Here is a 20,243-nt window from a genome sequence, read left to right on the forward strand (position 1 = left end):
AGAGAGGAGAAAAAAAAAAAAAAAAAAAAACACGCGGAAAGGGGGGGGGGGGAAAGGCCAGTTACAGAAAGAAGTGTGGCGTGGATCAGGCGCTCAGCATTGACGGGTGCGCGGGTAATTTCGCGATATAGATGGCCGGTTTACCGTCTTTATCGGAGCTGAACAGAATGGCGCTATCGTCCGGGGTAAATGAGGGGTGCGGGTGCGTTACCTGGCGGCTGTTGGCCACCGTCGCCCACGAGGTATCATGGCGCGCGACGCGGAAGTAGCGCTTTTCCGCCACGTTAAAGACATACAGCCAGGGATCGTTATCAATGGAGTAGCCGCCGGTATCCTTGACATCCACCGGTGTACCTGAGCCATCGCCTACCAGCAGCGTGCCATCGAAATTGCTCATCAGATGCGAGCAGGCCGGCATCGTCATCAGGGCCTCGTTGACGCCGCTTTCGGGATCAAAGCGATAGATCGTCCGCCCCTGCTGGCCTTTCAGATAGGAGACGTAGATCAGCGCCGAACCGTCCGGCACCCAAAATTCATGAGTACAGCTTTCGCCTGGAGCATGCGCTTTGACTTTGCGAACATGGCTGCCATCCTCGTTGACCAGCCACATGCGGGCGTCCACCAGATCGTGCGGCCCTTCATGGCAGAAGGCGACGGTATGGTCGTCGAAGGGACGATAGATCGGGTGTCCCAGCCAGATTTTTTCCTCATGGATCACCTGGCTCTCACCGCTGCGCAGGTCGACGCGCAGCAGGCGGCAGTGCGGTCCTTTATGGAAGAAATCATGGAAAATCTGCCAGTCGTTGAGTGGCGTCCAGTCGCTTTTGGCAATCTCAATGCCCACCAGTTTGCTGCAATCGCTGTTTGCCACCCAGGTGCCATACCCTACCCAGTCATCGCTAACGCGATAAACTTCGCGCTCGGCGAGGGTGGTCAGGTTGACTTCCAGCAGGATACGGTCATTTTTCACGTAATAAAGCGACTTATCGTCCGGGGAGAGGAAGCCGCCGAAGGTGTTATCCCCGGCGCCTTCGGTTAGCTGGACGGCCTCGGCGCTGGCGATATTCAGCAGATAGTAGTTCCAGTGGCCGTCAAACTCGCCGGCGAACAGTAAATGGCTGCCATCGTTAAAAAAGCACTTCTGATAGAAGTAGTTGCGATGACAGGTAACCTCCGGGGGGGTTAAGCGGGTGACTTCCGCCCCGGTATCCGGATCGTGGCTGACGTGATAATTCAGTTTGACCCGCATGCCTTTAGCCATGTAGTGCTCCTTTCTTTCCTGCGATGCCGCTGGACCAGAGGCGTGTCGCTGAGTGATATGTTTTAAAAGACAGGTGTTAATTTATCAAAACATTGTTTCATTATTTGTGATGGCTCACGCAGTTCAGCGTAATTCCCGCGTTTTCAGCGGTCTGCTGGCTTCGCTTCGGCACCTCTGCAGACAATCGGTAGAATCTTCATCTTTTCAAAACCTTTTCCGGCCTGGCGCGTGCCGGGAGGCTCCTTCGCTTTTTCTTTTTTTGTAATCGTCATCATAAAAAAAATGAAACATCGTTTTAAATAATATTGAAAATGGCTGGGGGCGGGGCTAAGATGGCACCCATCAGCAAAACGGAACTCTGTTTTATTTTCATTATGGTGGGCTATGCCCGAGAGTTCGCCCCACGCTCAGTCGCGCCGCCGGCGCGGACCGGGCCGAGAGAACCTTGCCTGCAAACAGCAGGCTCTGAACGACTAAGGAACATAATATGATTCTTGATGCATTCTCCCTGCAGGGAAAAGTGGCCGTCGTGAGCGGATGCGATACCGGTTTAGGGCAGGGGATGGCCCTCGGGCTGGCGGAAGCGGGCTGCGATATTGTTGGTATCAATATCGTCGAACCGGTGGAGACTATCGAGCGGGTAACCGCGCTGGGACGCCGTTTTCTCAGCCTGACCGCCGACCTGCGCCAGATCGACGGTATTCCTCAGCTTCTGGAGCGGGCGGTGGCGGAGTTCGGCCATATTGATATTCTGGTCAACAATGCCGGCCTGATTCGCCGCGAGGACGCGCTGGCGTTCAGCGAAAAAGACTGGGACGACGTGATGAACCTCAACATCAAGAGCGTATTTTTTATGTCCCAGGCGGCGGCGAAACACTTTATCGCCCAGGGCAGCGGCGGGAAGATCATTAACATCGCCTCCATGCTGTCGTTCCAGGGGGGGATCCGCGTGCCGTCGTATACCGCATCCAAAAGCGCGGTGATGGGCGTCACCCGCCTGCTGGCCAACGAGTGGGCCAAACACAACATCAACGTCAACGCCATCGCCCCGGGGTATATGGCGACCAACAACACCCAGCAGCTGCGCGCCGACGAGCAGCGTAGCAGCGAAATCCTCGATCGCATTCCCGCCGGGCGCTGGGGGCTACCGGCCGATCTGATGGGGCCAGTCGTGTTCCTTGCCTCCTCAGCCTCCGATTACATCAATGGCTACACGGTGGCGGTGGACGGCGGCTGGCTGGCGCGCTAACCGTCCGCGATGGCCGGGGTCTGTCGTATCGCTCCGGCCATCTGAGCAATTATTGTCCATACGCAAAAGTGCGGATCGTCCATACTCCGGAATACGGGTATAATGTTACCGCTCTGTATAAACAGGGTTATTAACTATTGGAAACGCATTTTTTGTTACTTTGAAAGTTTAATGTCCATCACAAAACCCATCCTGCCAGCAATATAGTCCATATCTTTGGCTTATCCTGCCTGACCCATTCATCCACCAGTCACGTACTTTCGTCTTATGTCTTACTCTGTGTGGCAGGAAAAAAATGACTTCAATCAGTAACGACTCTACATTATCGCCGCGGACGCAACGTGATACCCGGCGGATGAACTGGTTTGTTTCCATCGCCGCGGCGGTGGCGGGCTTGCTTTTTGGCCTGGATATCGGCGTGATATCCGGAGCGTTGCCCTTTATAACCGACCATTTCACCTTATCCAGCCAGCTTCAGGAGTGGGTGGTTAGCAGCATGATGTTGGGGGCGGCGATAGGCGCGCTGTTTAACGGCTGGCTGTCGTTCCGCCTTGGCCGTAAATACAGCCTGATGGCGGGGGCCGTACTCTTTGTGGCCGGCTCTATCGGATCCGCTTTTGCCGCCAGCGTGGAGGTGCTGCTGGTGGCCCGCGTGGTGCTGGGCGTGGCAGTCGGGATTGCCTCTTATACCGCGCCGCTGTACCTCTCCGAGATGGCCAGCGAGAACGTGCGCGGGAAAATGATCAGTATGTATCAGCTGATGGTCACCCTTGGCATTGTGCTGGCGTTTCTTTCCGATACCGCCTTTAGCTACAGCGGTAACTGGCGCGCCATGCTGGGCGTGCTGGCGCTGCCGGCGGTGATCCTGATCATTCTGGTCGTCTTTTTGCCGAACAGCCCGCGCTGGCTGGCGGAGAAGGGACGCCATATCGAAGCGGAAGAAGTGCTGCGGATGCTGCGCGATACCTCGGAAAAGGCGCGCGACGAGCTTAACGAGATCCGTGAGAGCCTCAAGCTGAAGCAGGGCGGTTGGGCGTTGTTTAAGGTCAATCGTAACGTGCGCCGGGCGGTGTTCCTGGGCATGCTGCTGCAGGCGATGCAGCAGTTCACCGGCATGAACATCATCATGTACTATGCGCCGCGTATCTTTAAAATGGCGGGCTTTACCACTACTGAACAGCAGATGATCGCCACCCTGGTGGTGGGCCTGACCTTTATGTTTGCCACCTTTATTGCGGTGTTCACAGTGGATAAAGCGGGCCGCAAGCCAGCGCTGAAAATCGGCTTTAGCGTGATGGCGCTGGGCACTCTGGTGCTGGGCTACTGCCTGATGCAGTTCGACAATGGCACCGCATCCAGCGGCCTCTCCTGGCTCTCCGTCGGCATGACCATGATGTGTATTGCCGGGTATGCGATGAGCGCGGCGCCGGTGGTGTGGATCCTCTGCTCCGAGATCCAGCCGCTAAAATGCCGCGACTTCGGTATCACCTGCTCGACCACCACCAACTGGGTGTCGAACATGATCATCGGCGCCACTTTCCTGACGCTGCTTGACGCGATTGGCGCCGCCGGCACCTTCTGGCTCTACACGGCGCTCAACGTGGCCTTTATCGGCATCACCTTCTGGCTGATCCCGGAAACCAAGAATGTCACCCTCGAGCACATTGAGCGCAACCTGATGGCGGGCGAGAAGCTGCGCAACATCGGTAATCGTTAATGTGAGGCGCGCGGCAACCACGGGCTGGCGACTTTGCGCGTCTCCCGATGGTTGTCGCCGTGAATGATATGCAGGGCGCTCAGGCGCCCGATGTCATAATGCGGCAGTTGCACTGTGGAGAGCGGCGGTAGAAACAGATCGCCAATGCCCACCATGTTGTCGTATCCCACGACCGCCACGTCCTGTGGAATGCGTAACCCCTGGCCCAGCAGCGTCTGATAGACCATAAACGCGATGCGATCGTTGCCGCAGATCACTGAGTCAAAGCCAGGTTTACCCTCGCGGATATGCGCCAGCACCACCGCCGGGATATCGTGGTAATGCTCATCGCCCTGGCCCATATACGAATGGCTCAGATGGTCCGGTTCGATACCGGCCTCCCGGCAGGCGCGCTCCAGCCCCCGGCGGCGGCGGATCGTCGCCGGCTGGCTGGCGGGTAAGTGCAGGCACAGCGGACGACGATAGCCAGCGGCAAGCAGGGCTTTCACCGCGTCGTACTGCCCCTGTTCATCGTCCGGGATATAGCTGGCCACCGGCTGGCTGAGGCTTTCGCAGTTGGCCAGCACGCAGGGCAGAGTCAGCAGTTTTTCCGGCAGTGGTACCTGGCGCAGGCCCATGGTGGTAAAGATAATGCCGTCCGGACGATGGGAGAGGAGCAGGTCGACCACCGCTTCCGGACGATCGTCAGAAAACATATTGACCACAAAGCTGTTCCAGCCGTGGGCGCGGGCCGTCTCTTCGATCGAGAGGGTGATCTCCACCGAAAAGGGCGTGGTCACGGTATCCAGCGCCAGCACGCCGATGGTGCTGGGGGTTGCGCGCGCCCCGCGGATCTTCTTCGCCGACAGGTCGGGGACGTAGTTGGTTTCGGCGATGGCGGCCTGCACGCGGGCCAGCGTCTCAGGCTTCAGCCGCTCCGGGGTGTTCAGCGCCCGTGAGACGGTCATCAGAGATACATTCGCCAGTTTTGCTACATCTTTCAGGGACGCCATTTTTTCCTCCGCCATTGCCGCAGAGTACAGGCTATACAACTAAGTCGCTGATGTAAAAGAGTGAAACGATTTTCTGCTATCGCCGTCGTGAGCTATGTTGCGGTTGATTTTTGATCGCGATCGCATCTTCATTATGTTAACGTTAACTTTTGTGATTAACATCATATATCGCAGCGAATCCACCTGCGTTTTGTTTTTTGTTAACGTTACCATAATTGCATTCCTCTAACACGAGAATGTCATGATGAAAGCGCCTCACTCACACAGCTACCCGTTGCTCAGTGCCTTACTGTTTTTCTTTTTCGTGACCTGGTCGTCATCCGGCTCCTTGCTCTCTATCTGGCTTCACCAGGAGGTTGGGCTGAAGGCAGGCGATACCGGTATTATCTATGCCGTACTGTCGGTTTCCGCGCTGTTTGCGCAAGTTTGCTATGGATTTATCCAGGACAAGCTGGGGCTGCGCAAACATCTGCTCTGGTATATCACCGCGCTGCTGATCCTCTCTGGTCCGGCGTATCTGCTGTTCGGCCACCTGCTGAAAATCAACGTCCTGTTGGGCAGCATCTTTGGCGGGATCTATATCGGTTTGACCTTTAACGGCGGCATCGGCGTGCTGGAATCTTACACCGAGAGGGTGGCGCGTCAGAGCCAGTTTGAATTCGGCAGGGCGCGGATGTGGGGCTCGCTGGGCTGGGCGGTGGCCACCTTCTTCGCCGGCCTGCTGTTTAACATCAATCCGCAGCTAAACTTCCTCGTCGCCAGCTGTTCCGGGCTGGTGTTCTTTATCCTGTTGGCGCGGCTGCGGGTCTCCTCGGCGCCGCATGCGATGCAGGAGGCGGTATCGGGCGGTAAGGTGACCCTCGAAGATGCGCTGCGCCTGCTGACGCTGCCGCGCTTTTGGGCGCTGGTCTTCTTCGTCATCGGCACCTGCATTTACGGCGTCTATGACCAGCAGTTCCCGGTCTATTTCTCATCGCAGTTCGCGACCCTGCAGGAAGGCAATGAGATGTATGGCTACCTCAACTCCTTCCAGGTGTTCCTCGAGGCGGCCGGCATGTTCTGCGCGCCGTGGCTGGTGAACCGCATCGGCGCCAAAAACGGTCTGATTTTCGCCGGCATGGTGATGGCGATGCGCATGGTGGCCTCCGGTCTGGTGGAGGGGCCGCTGCTGATCTCCATCACCAAACTGCTGCACGCGGTGGAGTTGCCGATACTGCTGGTGGCTATCTTTAAGTACAACAGCCTCAACTTCGATAAACGTCTCTCCTCCACCCTCTATCTGGTGGGCTTCGCCTGCACCAGCTCGATTATCGCCAGCGTATTGTCGCCGCTGGCGGGCTACAGCTATGAAAAATATGGCTTCGCCCAGTCCTATCTGATCATGGGCCTGCTGGTGTTCTGCACCACCTTTATTTCCATCTTCTTGTTGCGCTCCGGCAAATCCTCCGCCGATCCGCTGATGTCGCAACCTACCGCTATCTGAATCAAAAAGAGTGAAAACGATGACTTACACAATCTCCCGGGCTGAACAGGTACTCCAGACACAACGCCAGGCGCTCAATCTGCGCTGGTATCCGCACTATCACCTGGCGGCCCGCGCCGGGTGGATCAACGACCCAAACGGTCTGGTGTGGTTCGACGGCTGGTACCATGCTTTTTATCAACATCACCCGTACTCCACCCAGTGGGGGCCGATGCACTGGGGGCATGCGCGGAGCAAGGATCTGGTGCACTGGGAGCATCTGCCGGTGGCCCTGGCGCCGGAGGGGCCGGAGGATAAAGACGGCTGCTTCTCCGGCTCGGCGGTGGTCGATGGCGATACCCTGGCGCTGATTTACACCGGGCATAAATTCCACGGCGACCCTGGCGACGAAGCCAATCTGTATCAGGTACAGTGCCTGGCCACCAGCCGGGACGGGATCCACTTCGAGCGCCAGGGGATGGTGGTCGACACCCCGCCGGGCATGCACCATTTCCGCGACCCGAAGGTCTGGCGGGAGGGAGACAGCTGGTACATGATCGTCGGCGCGCGCGAAGGCGATACCGGCCAGGTGCGGCTGTACCGTTCAGCCGATCTGCGCCAGTGGCAGGACGCGGGGGTGCTGGATGAAGCGGAAAGCACCATGGGCTATATGTGGGAGTGCCCGGACTTCTTCACCCTCAACGGCAAACGCGTTCTGATGTTTTCCCCACAGGGGATGCAGGCCGCGGGGTTCAACAACCGTAATCTGTTCCAGAGCGGCTATCTGATCGGCGAGTGGCAGCCAGGCCAGCGTTTTATTCGCCATGGCGAATTCCGGGAGATGGATAACGGCCACGATTTCTATGCCCCGCAAAGCTTCGCCACCCCCGATGGCCGGCGGATCGTGATTGGCTGGCTGGATATGTGGGAATCGCCGCTGCCGGAGCAGCAGGACGGCTGGGCGGGCATGCTCTCCTTGCCGCGCGAGCTGAGCCTGAGTGCGGATGACCGCCTGCAGATGCGCCCGGCGAAAGAAGTGGAGAGCCTGCGCGGCGCCTGGTTCCCGTGGCCGGTCAGCACCCTGAACAACCAGCAGACGACGATGGTCGACAACTGCGAGGCGATGGAGGTGAATCTGCGCTGGGACTGCGCCCGCAGCAGCGCCGAGCAGTATGGTCTGCGCTTTGGCGATGGCCTGCGCATCTACGTGGATGCCCAACAGCAGCGTCTGGTGCTGGAGCGGCATTATCCGCAGTATGGCCTGTGCGGAACGCGCAGCGTGCCGTTGACCGCCGGGGCGGATCTCAACCTGCGAATATTTTTCGATAGCTCTTCGGTGGAGGTTTTTGTCAATGACGGCGAAGCTTGCCTGAGCAGCCGTATCTATCCGCAGGCTCCCCGCCGTGAATTAGCGTTATTTGCCTGGAGCGGCTCGGCGGCATTAAACGAAGCCGGCGCCTGGCAGCTCGAATAATAATAAGGCTGTTGTCGTTAATAACCCGTCTTTGACGATGGGCGGGTTATTATTGCCTGCATCGTCGTGCGTTACCCATTAATAAAAAATTCAGTTCATTCCATAATAAAAGGGTTTACCGATGAATAAAATCTGGGTCGGGTGTTTTCTGACGTCTCTGTATCTGCCATCCGTTATGGCGCAGGCGCCGTTATCGCTGGAGGAGCGACTGGCGCAAATGGAGCAGCGGCTAAAGGCGACGGAGGCGCGCGCCGCCAGCGCAGAGGCGGAAATTAAGACGCTGAAAGGCCAGCAGCAGGCCGCGACGGTCGCCCGCGCGGTGCCTGCTTCGCCGCGTTTGCAGCTAAATGACAATGGCGAATTAAAATTTTATGGCGACGTCGAATTTAACCTCGATGGCGCCAGTCGCACCGGCAGTCTGACGTCGGTCAAAACCAGCGCGAATAAAAGCTGGGCGCCCGGCGATAAAGAGCGCTGGGATATTAACGGTCGTATTCTGCTGGGTTTCGATGGCAGACGGAATGGCGCCGACGGGCAATATGCCGGATTCAGCGTGCAGCCTCTGGCGGATATGGATGGCAAAATGAATCTTGATGATGCGGTATTTTTCTTCGGCCAGCAGGATGACTGGAAAATAAAAATAGGCCGCTTTGAAGCCTGGGATATGTTCCCGCTGAATCAGGATACCTTTATTGAATATTCAGGTAATACCGCCAACGATCTCTATTCCGATGGCTATGGCTATATTTACATGATGAAAGAGGGGCGCGGGCGCAGCAGCAGCGGCGGTAACCTTCTGTTTAGCAAAACGGTGGATAACTGGTATTTCGAAGTTAACACCCTGGTGGAGGACGGCAGTTCGCTGTTTGTCGATCAGAACTATCATGGTAACGCGCTGGAAAACCGCAAAAATGTGGTGTACGTGCGGCCGGTGGCGGCGTGGCAGTCCGGCGCCTGGTCGGCGGCCGCGGCGATAGAGAGCAATCTCGTCAACAATGCTTACGGCTATCAGAGCCAGAGCGGACGCTGGGTCGACCAGTCAAACCGCACCGGCTACGGGCTGACCATGAGCTGGAACACCCTGAAAAGCGATCCGCAGGATGGGGCGGTGGTTAATCTGAGTACCGCCCTGCTGGACGCGGCGGACGAAACCGACTTCAGCGCCGGGATCAACGCCCTTTGGCATCGCGTGGAGCTGGGCTATATCTATGCGCACAATAAAATCGACCAGTTCAATATGGCCGGGGTGACCAGCGAATGCGATGGCGATTGCGCTATCCTGGCGCCGGGGCGCTATGACATCCATACCCTGCACACCTCCTGGCAGTTGCCGAATATCATGGCGATGCCGAACTTCAATATTTACCTTGGCGCCTATGCCTCGTGGCTCGATTCCACGGCAGCGAAGAGCGGGAATCCCGATGAACGCTACGGCGCCCGGGTGCGCTTTAAATATTTCTTCTGACAGGATACGCAGGCAGGCTCTCCCGCGGCGGACGCCACGGGAGAGTTCAGGCGGGCAGGTTAGCGCATCGCGCGGCGCAGAATGCGGTCGGTCTGGCGCTGGAAGTCCTCGGCCGCTTCTTCCACCGACTTTTTACCGTAGTCGATGTACTGCAGGGTGGTGCCGAACTGGGCGACGATCTGCGGATCGTCGAAGTACGGGGAGACCGGCAGAGCGGTGGGCAGGGATTGCGCCAGCTTCAGGCCGGACACCGCCGGATCGTCGGCTTTGATTACCCCATCCTCGGTCAGGTAGGTGACCGCCGCTTTACTCAGCGGCACGCCGCGCTCCAGTCCAAGAATATCCACCCCTTCTTTGCTATTCAGCAGGAAGTTAATCACTTTCGCCGCCGCCTGCGGGTTTTTCGTCGATTTGCCAATCGACAACATTTGCGCGGGCTTGAAGAACAGTCCGGCATCGGTGGCGCCCGGCAGCATCGGGTATTCCCCCAGCACCAGCTTCGCCGGCGGCTTCAGGTTATCGGAATATTTGTTGATGGTGGAGTTCCACATGTAGGTCCCGCCCCATTCGCCCTGGATCCACGGCTTCATTTCGTACATGTTGCTCTTGCCGAAGGAGGCATAGTAGCGGGTGTCCGGCATCACATGGCTGTCGATAAGCTTCTTATACATACCGAAGAAATCCGCCCACTGCGCTTTGCTGTAGGAGAATTTTCGCCCTTTCTCATCGATGGCCGGCTGATTGTATTTTTGCACCATATAAGAGTTGAGCAGGGCCAGCACGTCCTGGTGTTCGAGCACCACCGGGTAGTACTGTTTCCCGAGCTTGCTTTCGAAAGTTTTTCCCGCCGCCATGAGTTCATCCCAGGTTTTCGGGAAGGGGATGCCCGCCTTTTTCCATGCTTCGTCGTTAAAGTAGAAGACGCGGGCGGTGACGGAAATTGGAATACCGTTAAGCTTGCCGTTGACCGTGGTGGACTGCAGTTCTTTGGCGTCGAACTGGCTGAGGTCGATCTCGTCTTTCAGGGCATTCAGATCGTAAAAGCCATCGCCATTTTTCGAAAAGATCGGCAGCCAGTTCCAGTTGGTCTGCATCACGTCAGGCTCGGTACCGCCGGCAATCTGGGTGGTCAGGCGTGAAAGATGGCCGTCCCAGCCGGTGTATTCTGCTTTGACGTTGATGTCGGGATGTTGTTTGTGGAATTCCTCCAGCGCCTTGAGGGTGACCTGATGGCGGCCGTTGCCCCCCCACCAGGACATACGCAGGTCGACATCCTGCGCTAGCGAAGAGAAGGCGCTAAGGCCCAGGGTGGCGGAGAGGGTGGCGCTTATCAGCACGTTTTTCATTGTTATGCTCCAGGGTTCACAGAGAGAGGTTCTGTTCGGTTTTGGCGTCAAAGATGTGACACTTGTTGAGATCAAAGGTGAAATAGACTTTTCGATTCAGTCCCTTGGCAATCATCGGCTTCGCATCGTCCGACGGCACGCGGGCGGTCAGCTCATAATCAGCAACCCTGAGATAAACAAAGAATTCATGTCCCATGTTTTCTACGCGTACCATTTCACCCGCGCAGGAACCTTCGGCAAACGGTTCATCGGAGAGAGAGACAAACTCCGGGCGCACGCCAAAGAACACCTGCTGATTCTTATGGGTTTCAACTTTGCTTTGCAGCCGATCGTTGAGCGGCAGCCGCTGATCGCCCAGCGTCAAATGCAGGCGACCACCGTGCTCAACCAGCTGGCTGGGACGAATATTCATCTCCGGCGCGCCGATAAACCCGGCGACAAACATATTTTTCGGCTGGTGGTAGAGATTGTCCGGGGTATCAACCTGCATAATGTGGCCGAGCTTCATCACGCAGATGCGGTCGCCCATGGTCATCGCTTCCGTCTGATCGTGGGTGACGTAGACGGTGGTCGCCGGTTTGCCAGATTTTTTCAACTGCTTATGCAGATCGGAAATGCGGATCCGCATCGAGGCGCGCAGCTTGGCGTCAAGGTTCGAGAGCGGTTCGTCGAACAGGAAGACGTCCGGTTTTTTGACGATCGCCCGGCCCACCGCCACGCGCTGCGCCTGGCCGCCGGAGAGCTGGCGCGGCAGGCGATCGAGCAGTTCTTCCAGTTCGAGAATTTTCGCCGCTTCTTCCACCTGTCTGTCGATTTGCGCCTTCGGCAGCTTGCTCAGCTTCAGGCCAAAGGCGAGGTTTTCGCGCACCGTCATATGCGGATAGAGGGCGTAGTTCTGGAACACCATCGCGATGCCACGGGATTTAGGCGCCAGGTTGTTGACGATTTTGTCCCCAATCCGCACCTCGCCGCCGCTGATGGTCTCCAGGCCCGCCAGCATGCGCAGGGTGGTCGATTTGGCGCAGCCGGAGGGGCCGACGATCACCATAAATTCGCCATCGGCAATCTTCAGGTCGATACCATGCACCGCTTTAAACCCGTTGGAGTAGACTTTTTCCAGTTTGTTGAAAATCACTTCAGCCATGATATTTCCCTCTTAACCTTTGATTCCGCTGCTGGTCACGCCCTGCACGAAGTAGCGTTGAGCCAGGAAGAAGACAATGATGGACGGCAGAATAGAGATGCTCGCCATTGCCAGAATTTCGTTCCACGGCGCGCCTTCCGTGACGTCGATAGACATTTTTAGCGCCAGCGCGATGGGATACTTATCGACGCTGTAGACGTAGATCAGCGGACCGATAAAGTCGTTCATCGACCACATAAACTGGAACAGCGCCACCGAGATAATGGCCGGCTTGAGGATCGGCACCACCACATACCACAGCACCTGGATGGAGTTGCAGCCGTCGATCTGCGCCGCCTCTTCCATATCGCGCGGCACGCCGCGCAGAAACTGGATCAGCATGAAGACGAAGAATCCCTGGGTGGCGAAGGCCAGCGGCAGGTACAGCGGCAGATAGCTGTTCAGCATCCCCATTTCGCGGAACATCAGGTACTGCGGGATCAGCAGGACGGTGCTCGGCAGCAACATGGTGGTGATAAGCGTTGCGAACCAGAACTTCTTCCACGGGATCTCAAAGCGTGCGAAGCCGTACGCCACGATGGTGGAGGAAATGATCGTTAACACCACTTTCGGGATCACATACTTAAAGGTGTTCAGCATATAGTGGCCGAAATGGTATTCGGTGCCGGTCTTCCAGCCGTTGATAAACCCGTCCCAGGTGGCGTGGGCAGGCCACAGCCCGAGGGTGGTGAAGATCTCATGGTTCGGCTTGAACGAGGCGGAGAACATCCACGCCAGCGGGTAGAGCATCAGCAGGCCGACGAATATCAGCACGACGTAGCGCACCACCCGGCTCACCTTTTCCCGGCGCAGCGTACGGGCGACCTCACGATCGGCGTCGCTCATCACCGGCGCCATCTGTTGAATATCAGCCATTTTTGCCTCCCTTATCGGCGGAGTAGAAGACCCAGTATTTCGATGACTTAAAGGCGATCGACGCAAAGACCGCCACGACGAGGAACAGCACCCACGCCAGCGCGGCGCCATAGCCCATGTCGAAGTACTTAAAGGCGGTATCGTAGATATAGAGTGAGAACAGGTAGGTGTAATAGGTCGGACCGCCGCCGGTTATCACGTACGGGCCGGTAAACTCCTGGAACGCCTGGGTGGTCTGCATAATAAAGTTGAAGAAAATCACCGGGGTGATCAGCGGCACGGTGACCTTCATGAACATCTGCCACTTTGAGGCGCCGTCAATCATTGCCGCCTCATACTGCGACTGCGGAACGTTCTGCAGCGCGGCGAGGAAGATGACCATCGCGGAGCCAAACTGCCAGACGCGCAGCAGGGTGACCGACATCAGCGCCAGGGAGGGTTCCCCCAGCCAGTTGATGGCATCGATGCCAAAGACGGCGAGAAAACTGTTCAGCAGGCCGTCAATGGCGAACAGGGCGCGCCACAGCACGGCAATCGCCACCGAGCTGCCAAGGATCGACGGGATGTAATAGGCGGTGCGGAAAAAGCCGATGCCGCGCAGTTTGAAATTGAGCACAAAAGCAATGCCGAGGGCGAAAGCCAGTTTTAAGGGGATGGTTAAAAAGACGTAGGCAAAGGTCACCCCCATCGATTTCCAGAACAGGCTATCCTCGGTCAACATATAGCGATAGTTTTCGATGCCGTTAAATACCGGCGGGCTCATCAAGTCGTACTCGGTAAAACTGAGAAAGAAAGATGAAACAAAGGGAAAAGCGGTAAAGACGATCAGCCCGATGATATAGGGCGATATCCATGCCAATCCCAGCAGCTTGTTTTCATTCATACATACCTACCTGGCTTACGAGTTGTAATACGGATCCGGTGACGCCGCGCTGTCGGCCTTTTACGCCTGACAACGCAAAAATGTCTGAACGCTTCCTCTGCTTAACATGTCCTTGTTAATTAATGGGTTATTCTTTAACTGGTCTAGCAGGTAAGGGCTGACAGCCCCTTTTTTTATGCTGAACTGTTTTTTATAAAACATCGTTTTAATTTCATTTTATTGCGATTTGTTTCTGCGTCATGCAGATCAGGATGGAAATGTGATCAAAGTCGAAACGATGTTTCAAAAAGGTGAGGTGGTAAGCATTTTGGCCGTAAAGGGCGCCTGAAAGGAATGAAAAATTAGGCTTAACTGAGCGGGAAATATTATTACCAGGATAATGATTGTGACAGCATCTTTTTATTGAAGGGCGCCGGGCAGTAACCGGGGACGGCGAACGCCCCCGTTATGGATTAGCCTTCAAGAAAATCTTCGCGAATGGGAGTAAAGGTATCGAGCAGCGTGCCGGGCTGCAGGCAGACGCAACCGTGCATAATCCCCGGCCGCTTATACAACGTATCGCCGGCGCTGACGACGCGCGTCTCCTCGCCGATGGTGAACTCGAACTCGCCGGAAAGCACATAGGTGAGCTGTTCGTGAGGATGGTTATGCATCGGGCCGACGGCGCCGGCGGCAAAATTCACCTCCACGGCCATCATTTTGCCGTCGTGGGCCAGAATGCGGCGGGTTACGCCATTGCCGAGGGCTTCAAGGGGGGTGTCTTTATGGAAAATAAACATCGGGCAGTCCTGTTGTTAAAGTGAAACATTGTTTCATTTAACTTATCCCACTCTTCATGAAAAAGAAATACGCGGCCAGAGAAGTGGAAAGTTGATCACAAGTTTGCTTCACTGGCAGAAACGACATAAGGAGCAGAAGATGAAAACCATTGGCCTGTTAGGCGGCATGAGCTGGGAGTCCACGATCCCCTATTATCGGTTGATCAATGAGGGCGTTAAGGCGCGACTGGGCGGCCTGCACTCTGCCAGCCTGGTGCTGCACAGCGTCGATTTTCACGACATCGAAGCCTGCCAGTCCGCCGGCGACTGGGATCGCGCCGGAGAGATCCTTGCTGAGGCTGCGGTCGGGCTGCAGCAGGCGGGGGCCGAAGGCATTGTCCTGTGCACCAACACCATGCATAAAGTCGCAGATGCCATCGCCGCCCGCTGCCAGGTTCCCTTCCTGCATATTGCCGATGCCACCGGACGGGCGATTGCCGCCAAAGGTCAGCGCCGGGTCGCGCTGCTGGGCACCCGCTATACCATGGAGCAGACCTTTTACCGCGGTCGTCTGCAGGAGCAGTTTGCCATCGAGACGCTGATCCCTGAGGCTGACGATCGGGCGCAGATCAATCAGATCATCTTCGACGAACTTTGTCTCGGCACCTTCAGCGAGGCGTCGCGGGATTATTATCTGCAGACGATCGCCGCCCTGGCGGAGCAGGGGGCGGAAGGGGTTATTTTCGGCTGTACGGAGATTGGCCTGCTGGTGCCTGCCGAGCTCAGCCCGCTGCCGGTCTTTGACACCGCGGCGATCCACGCGGAAGACGCGGTCAACTTTATGCTCTCTGCAGGACCGACGCCAGCGGCGTGAGGATCTGCGGCAGACTCTGCTGCAGGTGGGCAACAAAGGCGTCGACCAGCGCCGAGCGCGGGCGGTGGAGGGGGCGGATCAGGCTGACGGTAAACGGCACCTCGACGCTGAAGCGGCGCACCACCACGCCGCTATCGGCATAGTCCAGGGCGGTTAACGGATTCACCACCGAGATCCCGGCGCCGGCGCGCACCATGGCGCAGATCGAGGCCGCGCTGTGGGTTTCGACCACCATCCGCCGTTTAACCTGATGCTCAAGGAACAGGGCGTCGAGCAGCTGGCGATAGCTGTCGGTGCGCGACAGGCTGATGTAGTTTTCGCCCTGAAAATCGGCGGGGGTCAGTGTCGCCTGCGCCGCCAGCGGATGGCCGGCGGGCAGCACGCAGACTTCATTCAGCGTCAGCAGCGGGGTGCGTTCGGTGCCCGCGGGGGTATGCAGGGTCTCCGTCAGGCCAAGGTCATGGCGCTGGGCGGAGAGCCACTCCTCCAGCAGTGGCGACTCCTGGGGGACGATCTGCAGACTGACCTCCGGGTAGCGAGCGAGAAACGGCGGCAACAGCAGCGGCAGAAAGGACTGGGAAAACACCGGCAGACAGGCGATCGACAGCTCGCCCTGGCGGAACTCGCGCAGGCTCTCGGCGGCGCTGACGATACGGTCCAGGCCATACCAGGAGCGCTGAACCTCCTCAAACAAACGCAGGCCCTGCACCGTCGGCTGCAGGCGACCGCGGGTCCGCTCAAACAGCTGCAGGCCGAGCACCTTCTCAAAGCGCGCCAGCTCGCGGCTGACGGTGGGTTGCGAGGTGTGCAGCATCCGCGCCGCTTCGGTCAGGTTGCCGGTGGTCATCACCGCGTGAAAGATTTCGATATGACGCAAATTGACGGCTGGCATGCGGTCTCCGTGAGGCTCGGCTGGAACCATATCATTTTTGCATAGAGTCGCGATAAAACGATATTTTTTATTCGTCTGTCACTGTGGCGTAATCAGAAAAAACAGCGACCAACACACGCACTGCACCGGAGTTCTTATGCCACACTCGCTTTACGCCACCGATACTGACCTGACCGCGGACAACCTGCTGCGCCTGCCGGCGGAATTTGGCTGCCCGGTCTGGGTCTATGATGCGCAGATTATTCGCCGCCAGATAGCCCAGCTCAGCCAGTTCGACGTGGTGCGTTTTGCGCAAAAAGCCTGCTCTAACATTCATATTCTGCGTCTGATGCGTGAGCAGGGGGTGAAGGTGGACTCGGTGTCGCTGGGGGAGATCGAGCGGGCGCTGGCGGCAGGCTACGATCCGCAGCAGAATCCCGAGGATATCGTCTTCACCGCCGATCTGATCGACGACGCCACCCTCGATCGGGTGAAGGCGTTACAGATCCCGGTGAACGCCGGCTCGATCGACATGCTGAGCCAGCTGGGCGAGGTGTCGCCGGGCCATCGCGTCTGGCTGCGCGTCAACCCGGGATTTGGTCACGGCCACAGCCAGAAAACCAATACCGGCGGTGAGAATAGCAAGCATGGCATCTGGTACAGCCACCTGCCGGCGGCGCTGGAAGTGATGCGTCGCTATCAGCTGCAGCTGGTCGGGATCCATATGCATATCGGCTCTGGCGTTGACTATGGTCACCTGGAGCAGGTGTGCGGCGCGATGGTGCGCCAGGTCGTCGACTTTGGCCAGGATCTGCAGGCCATCTCCGCCGGCGGCGGTCTGTCGATTCCTTACCGCGAAGGTGAAGAGGCCATCGACACCGCCCACTATTATGGCCTGTGGAACCGCGCCCGGGAGCAGATCGCGGCCCATCTGGGGCACCCGGTGAAACTGGAGATTGAGCCAGGACGCTTCCTGGTGGCCGAGTCCGGCGTGCTGGTGTCGCAGGTGCGCAGCGTGAAAGAGATGGGCAGCCGTCACTTCGTGCTGATTGACGCCGGCTTTAACGACCTGATGCGCCCGGCAATGTACGGTAGCTATCACCATATCACCGCTCTGGCGGGGGATGGCCGGGATCTCAGCGCCGCGCCGCAGGTCGAAACCGTGGTGGCCGGGCCGCTGTGCGAATCCGGGGATGTCTTTACCCAGCAGGAGGGGGGCAAAGTCGAGACCCGCCTGCTGCCGGCGGGAGCGCCTGGGGATTATCTGGTGCTCCATGACACCGGCGCCTACGGGGCTTCGATGTCATCCAACTATAACAGCCGTCCGCTGCTGCCGGAGGTGCTGTTTGATGGCGGCAAGGCGCGGCTGATCCGCCGTCGCCAGACCATCCAGGAGCTGCTGGCCTTAGAGCTTATTTAAAAAAAGGTCCCGTCGTCACCGACTCGCGAAGCACCAGCGTGCCGGTAAACGGCGGGATCGTTTCTATCGGCTGCTGATTGGCAAGCTTGATCGCCTGGTCGATAGCCGTAGTGATCATGTTGTCGATCGGCAGATAAACTGTCGACAGCCCCGGCTCCAGCCATTTCGCGCTTGGCGCATCGTCGAAGCCAAACAGCGACACATCCTGTGGAATACGCAGCCCCGCCTGATGCAGCGCCTTTGACGCCCCCAGCGCCATATCATCGTTACAGGAAAACAGCGCGCTGAAGCGGGCTTTCTCGTCCAGCAGTTCCCGGCACAGTTCGTAGCCGCGGGTCATTGTCGAGTCCCCATACTTCACCCGGCTCGGATCCCACTCAATACCATGTTTTATCAGCGCGTTGCGGTAGCCCTGCAGGCGAGCCTGGCCGGTAGGGGTATGCATCGGGACGGTGATGCAGGCGATATCGCGGTGGCCCTGGGTAATCAGATACTCCACGGCCTGGAAGGCGGCTTCCTGCTGTTCGAAGAACACGCAGCGTTCGCGGGCCTGCGCCACATCGCGGTTAATCACCACCAGCGGCATGGCGATCGAGTTAATCAGCGACATGATCGCCTTCTCGCTCATGTGCCGGGTATAGAGGATGATCGCATCGCACTGCCGGTCGGCGAGCATCTGCACCGCTTCCTCTTCGCGCTCCGGCGTATCATGGCCGTCGGTGACGATAAGCTGCTTTCCCCAGGCTTCGGTCTGGCGTGACGCCTGCTGCAGCAGACGGCCAAAGTAGAAGCCGTCGAAGGTGGAGACGACCAGCCCGATACTATTGCTGGTCTGATTGGCCAGCGAGCGGGCAAGGAAATTGGGCCGGTAGCCCAGCTCTTCCATCGCTTTAAAGACCTGTTGGCGGGTGCTCTCTTTCACCTGACCTGTGCCGTTCAACACGCGGGAAACCGTCGCTTTCGAGACGCCTGCGCGAATTGAGACATCCAGCATTGTAGCCATTCATCGATTCCTGATTTCACGTGGTAAAGCGCAGTTTATCACAGACCGAAAAGGGACATATCGACGGGGCGGGGCGGAAAAACCATCGCGATCACGCTTTTGGCAGGAACTGACGAGCCGACAGACTCTGGTATGCCAATGTCGATTTTATCGGATATTTGGGATACCACTGTGCGCGTTGCGAGCGCTGTCACAGAACTATTTTTGCCTGGCGACTATGTTTTGGTATGCCAAAAGTCTCTGGCTGTTCACCTGGCCGCAATAAGCCCTTTACTCTGAGGTACTCTTTTATGGCATTACAGGACAAACTGATCGACGCGCTGGGGCGTTTCGCGACGACATTCAACAGCTATCGCTACATTATGGCGATCAAATCGGCGTTTATTACCCTGATGCCGGTGATCATCGTCGGGGCCTTTTCGGTGCTGATCTCCAATATGGTGCTGGATCCGAAGAATGGGCTCGCCAGCTTTTCCTCGCTCTCCTTTCTTGCGGCGCTGAAGCCGATCACCAGCGCGCTTAACTACGCTACGCTCAACTTCCTCAATATCGGCGCCGTGTTTCTGATCGGTATTGAGCTGGGGCGAATCAACGGCATCAAAAGCCTGTTTCCCGGCCTGTTGGCGGTGATCTGCTTTATCTGCGTCACGCCGACCACGGTGGAGATGATGGTCGATGGCCAGATGCACGTGGTGAAAGATGTCCTGCTGCGCCAGTTTTCCGATACCCGCAGTCTGTTCCTTGGGATGTTCATCGCCATTCTGTCAGTGGAGATTTACTGCTGGCTGGAAGGGCGCAAGGGACTGAAGATCAAAATGCCGGATACCGTGCCGCCGAACGTCTCTGCCTCTTTTTCCGCGCTGATCCCGGCGATCATCACCACCACCGCGATCGCCACCTTTGGTTTTCTCTTTCACCAGCTGACGGGAATGTATCTCTACGATGCGGTCTACCAGGTGGTGCAGCAGCCGCTGGAGCGGGTGGTGCAGAGCCTGCCGGGGATCCTGCTGCTGATGTTCGTCGCCCAGCTGTTCTGGGTGATCGGCATTCACGGCAACCAGATGATCAAGCCGATCCGCGAGCCGCTGCTGCTGGGAGCGATCACTGTCAATATGAGCGCTTTTGAGCAGGGGAAAGAGGTACCGAACATCATCACGATGCCCTTCTGGGATGTCTACATGAGCATCGGCGGCTCGGGGCTGACCATCGGCCTGCTGATTGCGGTGATGATCGCCACCAGGCGCAAAGAGATGAAAGAGATCGCCAAGCTGTCGATAGGCCCGGGGCTGTTCAATATTAACGAGCCGGTGATCTTCGGGATGCCGATCATGCTTAACCCGATCCTCGCCATCCCGTTTATCATCACCCCGCTGGTGACCGGCAGCATCGGCTATTTCGCCACCCTGACC

General features: G+C 57.5%; 19 protein-coding genes. 9 read left to right on the plus strand and 10 right to left on the minus strand.

The window, feature by feature from the left end:
* Nucleotides 1-85 precede the first annotated feature (85 nt).
* Both HMPREF9538_RS06420 and HMPREF9538_RS33165 read right to left on the minus strand, forming a co-directional pair.
* Complete coding sequence (locus HMPREF9538_RS06420) at nucleotides 86-1,261, minus strand: oligogalacturonate lyase family protein (RefSeq protein WP_002916048.1); 1,176 nt, start codon at nucleotides 1,259-1,261, stop codon at nucleotides 86-88.
* Between the two features lie 143 nt (nucleotides 1,262-1,404).
* Entirely contained in the window at nucleotides 1,405-1,536 is a 132-nt protein-coding gene (locus HMPREF9538_RS33165) for a hypothetical protein (protein WP_009485911.1), read from the minus strand.
* A 212-nt stretch (nucleotides 1,537-1,748) separates the two neighbouring features.
* Between HMPREF9538_RS33165 and kduD the strand changes: the two genes are divergently transcribed.
* Both kduD and HMPREF9538_RS06405 read left to right on the plus strand, forming a co-directional pair.
* Complete coding sequence (kduD, locus tag HMPREF9538_RS06410; RefSeq protein WP_002916003.1) at nucleotides 1,749-2,510, plus strand: 2-dehydro-3-deoxy-D-gluconate 5-dehydrogenase KduD; 762 nt, start codon at nucleotides 1,749-1,751, stop codon at nucleotides 2,508-2,510.
* A 295-nt stretch (nucleotides 2,511-2,805) separates the two neighbouring features.
* Nucleotides 2,806-4,227 carry a sugar porter family MFS transporter gene (locus HMPREF9538_RS06405; RefSeq protein WP_002916001.1) on the plus strand — a complete coding sequence of 474 codons (1,422 nt, stop codon included), beginning with the start codon at nucleotides 2,806-2,808 and terminating at the stop codon, nucleotides 4,225-4,227.
* Here the strand turns inward: HMPREF9538_RS06405 and HMPREF9538_RS06400 are convergent.
* Nucleotides 4,224-5,219 (minus strand): LacI family DNA-binding transcriptional regulator, encoded by a 996-nt coding sequence (locus HMPREF9538_RS06400; protein WP_004149647.1) that lies wholly within the window; start codon nucleotides 5,217-5,219, stop codon nucleotides 4,224-4,226. The genes HMPREF9538_RS06405 and HMPREF9538_RS06400 overlap by 4 nt on opposite strands.
* Before the next feature lie 94 nt (nucleotides 5,220-5,313).
* On the opposite strand from HMPREF9538_RS06400, the gene HMPREF9538_RS32460 reads away from it, so the two are divergent.
* The 4 genes from HMPREF9538_RS32460 (at nucleotide 5,314) to HMPREF9538_RS06385 (ending at nucleotide 9,620) form a co-directional block, all read left to right on the plus strand.
* Nucleotides 5,314-5,448 carry a hypothetical protein gene (locus tag HMPREF9538_RS32460; RefSeq protein WP_004143987.1) on the plus strand — a complete coding sequence of 45 codons (135 nt, stop codon included), beginning with the start codon at nucleotides 5,314-5,316 and terminating at the stop codon, nucleotides 5,446-5,448.
* 12 nt (nucleotides 5,449-5,460) lie between these two features.
* A complete protein-coding gene (locus HMPREF9538_RS06395) occupies nucleotides 5,461-6,702 on the plus strand; it encodes an MFS transporter (RefSeq protein ID WP_009485913.1) in 1,242 nt (413 codons plus the stop codon).
* A gap of 19 nt (nucleotides 6,703-6,721) precedes the next feature.
* Nucleotides 6,722-8,155, plus strand: a complete 1,434-nt coding sequence (locus HMPREF9538_RS06390) for a glycoside hydrolase family 32 protein (protein ID WP_009485914.1) — start codon at nucleotides 6,722-6,724, stop codon at nucleotides 8,153-8,155.
* 121 nt (nucleotides 8,156-8,276) lie between these two features.
* Entirely contained in the window at nucleotides 8,277-9,620 is a 1,344-nt protein-coding gene (locus tag HMPREF9538_RS06385) for a carbohydrate porin (protein ID WP_009485915.1), read from the plus strand.
* A 59-nt stretch (nucleotides 9,621-9,679) separates the two neighbouring features.
* Here HMPREF9538_RS06385 and HMPREF9538_RS06380 read toward each other — a convergent pair whose 3' ends face one another.
* The 5 genes from HMPREF9538_RS06380 to HMPREF9538_RS06360 form a co-directional block, all read right to left on the minus strand.
* Entirely contained in the window at nucleotides 9,680-10,966 is a 1,287-nt protein-coding gene (locus tag HMPREF9538_RS06380) for an ABC transporter substrate-binding protein (RefSeq protein WP_009485916.1), read from the minus strand.
* 16 nt (nucleotides 10,967-10,982) lie between these two features.
* Nucleotides 10,983-12,110, minus strand: coding sequence for an ABC transporter ATP-binding protein (locus HMPREF9538_RS06375; protein WP_004149643.1), 1,128 nt, complete (start codon nucleotides 12,108-12,110; stop codon nucleotides 10,983-10,985).
* A 12-nt stretch (nucleotides 12,111-12,122) separates the two neighbouring features.
* On the minus strand, nucleotides 12,123-13,025 hold the full coding sequence (locus HMPREF9538_RS06370; RefSeq protein WP_002915996.1) for a carbohydrate ABC transporter permease: 903 nt from the start codon (nucleotides 13,023-13,025) through the stop codon (nucleotides 12,123-12,125).
* Entirely contained in the window at nucleotides 13,018-13,908 is an 891-nt protein-coding gene (locus HMPREF9538_RS06365) for a carbohydrate ABC transporter permease (RefSeq protein WP_002915995.1), read from the minus strand. The genes HMPREF9538_RS06370 and HMPREF9538_RS06365 overlap by 8 nt, the downstream gene beginning before the upstream one ends.
* 452 nt (nucleotides 13,909-14,360) lie before the next feature.
* Complete coding sequence (locus tag HMPREF9538_RS06360; RefSeq protein WP_009485918.1) at nucleotides 14,361-14,687, minus strand: cupin domain-containing protein; 327 nt, start codon at nucleotides 14,685-14,687, stop codon at nucleotides 14,361-14,363.
* A gap of 139 nt (nucleotides 14,688-14,826) precedes the next feature.
* On the opposite strand from HMPREF9538_RS06360, the gene HMPREF9538_RS06355 reads away from it, so the two are divergent.
* Entirely contained in the window at nucleotides 14,827-15,540 is a 714-nt protein-coding gene (locus HMPREF9538_RS06355; protein WP_002915992.1) for an aspartate/glutamate racemase, read from the plus strand.
* Here HMPREF9538_RS06355 and HMPREF9538_RS06350 read toward each other — a convergent pair.
* A complete protein-coding gene (locus HMPREF9538_RS06350; RefSeq protein ID WP_002915991.1) occupies nucleotides 15,506-16,432 on the minus strand; it encodes a LysR family transcriptional regulator in 927 nt (308 codons plus the stop codon). The genes HMPREF9538_RS06355 and HMPREF9538_RS06350 overlap by 35 nt on opposite strands.
* A 136-nt stretch (nucleotides 16,433-16,568) precedes the next feature.
* Between HMPREF9538_RS06350 and lysA the strand changes: the two genes are divergently transcribed.
* Nucleotides 16,569-17,831, plus strand: coding sequence for a diaminopimelate decarboxylase (gene lysA, locus HMPREF9538_RS06345; RefSeq protein WP_009485919.1), 1,263 nt, complete (start codon nucleotides 16,569-16,571; stop codon nucleotides 17,829-17,831).
* Here lysA and HMPREF9538_RS06340 read toward each other — a convergent pair.
* Nucleotides 17,824-18,825, minus strand: coding sequence for a LacI family DNA-binding transcriptional regulator (locus tag HMPREF9538_RS06340; RefSeq protein ID WP_004229436.1), 1,002 nt, complete (start codon nucleotides 18,823-18,825; stop codon nucleotides 17,824-17,826). The two genes, lysA and HMPREF9538_RS06340, sit on opposite strands and share 8 nt — an antisense overlap.
* Before the next feature lie 299 nt (nucleotides 18,826-19,124).
* Between HMPREF9538_RS06340 and HMPREF9538_RS06335 the strand changes: the two genes are divergently transcribed.
* Nucleotides 19,125-20,243: PTS sugar transporter subunit IIC (locus tag HMPREF9538_RS06335; RefSeq protein ID WP_009485920.1), on the plus strand; the 1,119-nt coding region annotated here is incomplete at its 3' end.

The sequence above is a fragment of the Klebsiella sp. MS 92-3 genome (assembly GCF_000195655.1).
Classification (GTDB): domain Bacteria; phylum Pseudomonadota; class Gammaproteobacteria; order Enterobacterales; family Enterobacteriaceae; genus Klebsiella; species Klebsiella pneumoniae.

Bases quoted from the DNA above. Each gene is read 5' to 3' on its own strand.
- HMPREF9538_RS06420 (WP_002916048.1), bottom strand. From the start codon at position 1,261: ATGGCTAAAGGCATGCGGGTCAAACTGAATTATCACGTCAGCCACGAT.
- HMPREF9538_RS33165 (WP_009485911.1), bottom strand. From the start codon at position 1,536: ATGATGACGATTACAAAAAAAGAAAAAGCGAAGGAGCCTCCCGGCACG.
- kduD (WP_002916003.1), top strand. From the start codon at position 1,749: ATGATTCTTGATGCATTCTCCCTGCAGGGAAAAGTGGCCGTCGTGAGC.
- HMPREF9538_RS06405 (WP_002916001.1), top strand. From the start codon at position 2,806: ATGACTTCAATCAGTAACGACTCTACATTATCGCCGCGGACGCAACGT.
- HMPREF9538_RS06400 (WP_004149647.1), bottom strand. From the start codon at position 5,219: ATGGCGTCCCTGAAAGATGTAGCAAAACTGGCGAATGTATCTCTGATG.
- HMPREF9538_RS32460 (WP_004143987.1), top strand. From the start codon at position 5,314: ATGTTGCGGTTGATTTTTGATCGCGATCGCATCTTCATTATGTTAACG.
- HMPREF9538_RS06395 (WP_009485913.1), top strand. From the start codon at position 5,461: ATGATGAAAGCGCCTCACTCACACAGCTACCCGTTGCTCAGTGCCTTA.
- HMPREF9538_RS06390 (WP_009485914.1), top strand. From the start codon at position 6,722: ATGACTTACACAATCTCCCGGGCTGAACAGGTACTCCAGACACAACGC.
- HMPREF9538_RS06385 (WP_009485915.1), top strand. From the start codon at position 8,277: ATGAATAAAATCTGGGTCGGGTGTTTTCTGACGTCTCTGTATCTGCCA.
- HMPREF9538_RS06380 (WP_009485916.1), bottom strand. From the start codon at position 10,966: ATGAAAAACGTGCTGATAAGCGCCACCCTCTCCGCCACCCTGGGCCTT.
- HMPREF9538_RS06375 (WP_004149643.1), bottom strand. From the start codon at position 12,110: ATGGCTGAAGTGATTTTCAACAAACTGGAAAAAGTCTACTCCAACGGG.
- HMPREF9538_RS06370 (WP_002915996.1), bottom strand. From the start codon at position 13,025: ATGGCTGATATTCAACAGATGGCGCCGGTGATGAGCGACGCCGATCGT.
- HMPREF9538_RS06365 (WP_002915995.1), bottom strand. From the start codon at position 13,908: ATGAATGAAAACAAGCTGCTGGGATTGGCATGGATATCGCCCTATATC.
- HMPREF9538_RS06360 (WP_009485918.1), bottom strand. From the start codon at position 14,687: ATGTTTATTTTCCATAAAGACACCCCCCTTGAAGCCCTCGGCAATGGC.
- HMPREF9538_RS06355 (WP_002915992.1), top strand. From the start codon at position 14,827: ATGAAAACCATTGGCCTGTTAGGCGGCATGAGCTGGGAGTCCACGATC.
- HMPREF9538_RS06350 (WP_002915991.1), bottom strand. From the start codon at position 16,432: ATGCCAGCCGTCAATTTGCGTCATATCGAAATCTTTCACGCGGTGATG.
- lysA (WP_009485919.1), top strand. From the start codon at position 16,569: ATGCCACACTCGCTTTACGCCACCGATACTGACCTGACCGCGGACAAC.
- HMPREF9538_RS06340 (WP_004229436.1), bottom strand. From the start codon at position 18,825: ATGCTGGATGTCTCAATTCGCGCAGGCGTCTCGAAAGCGACGGTTTCC.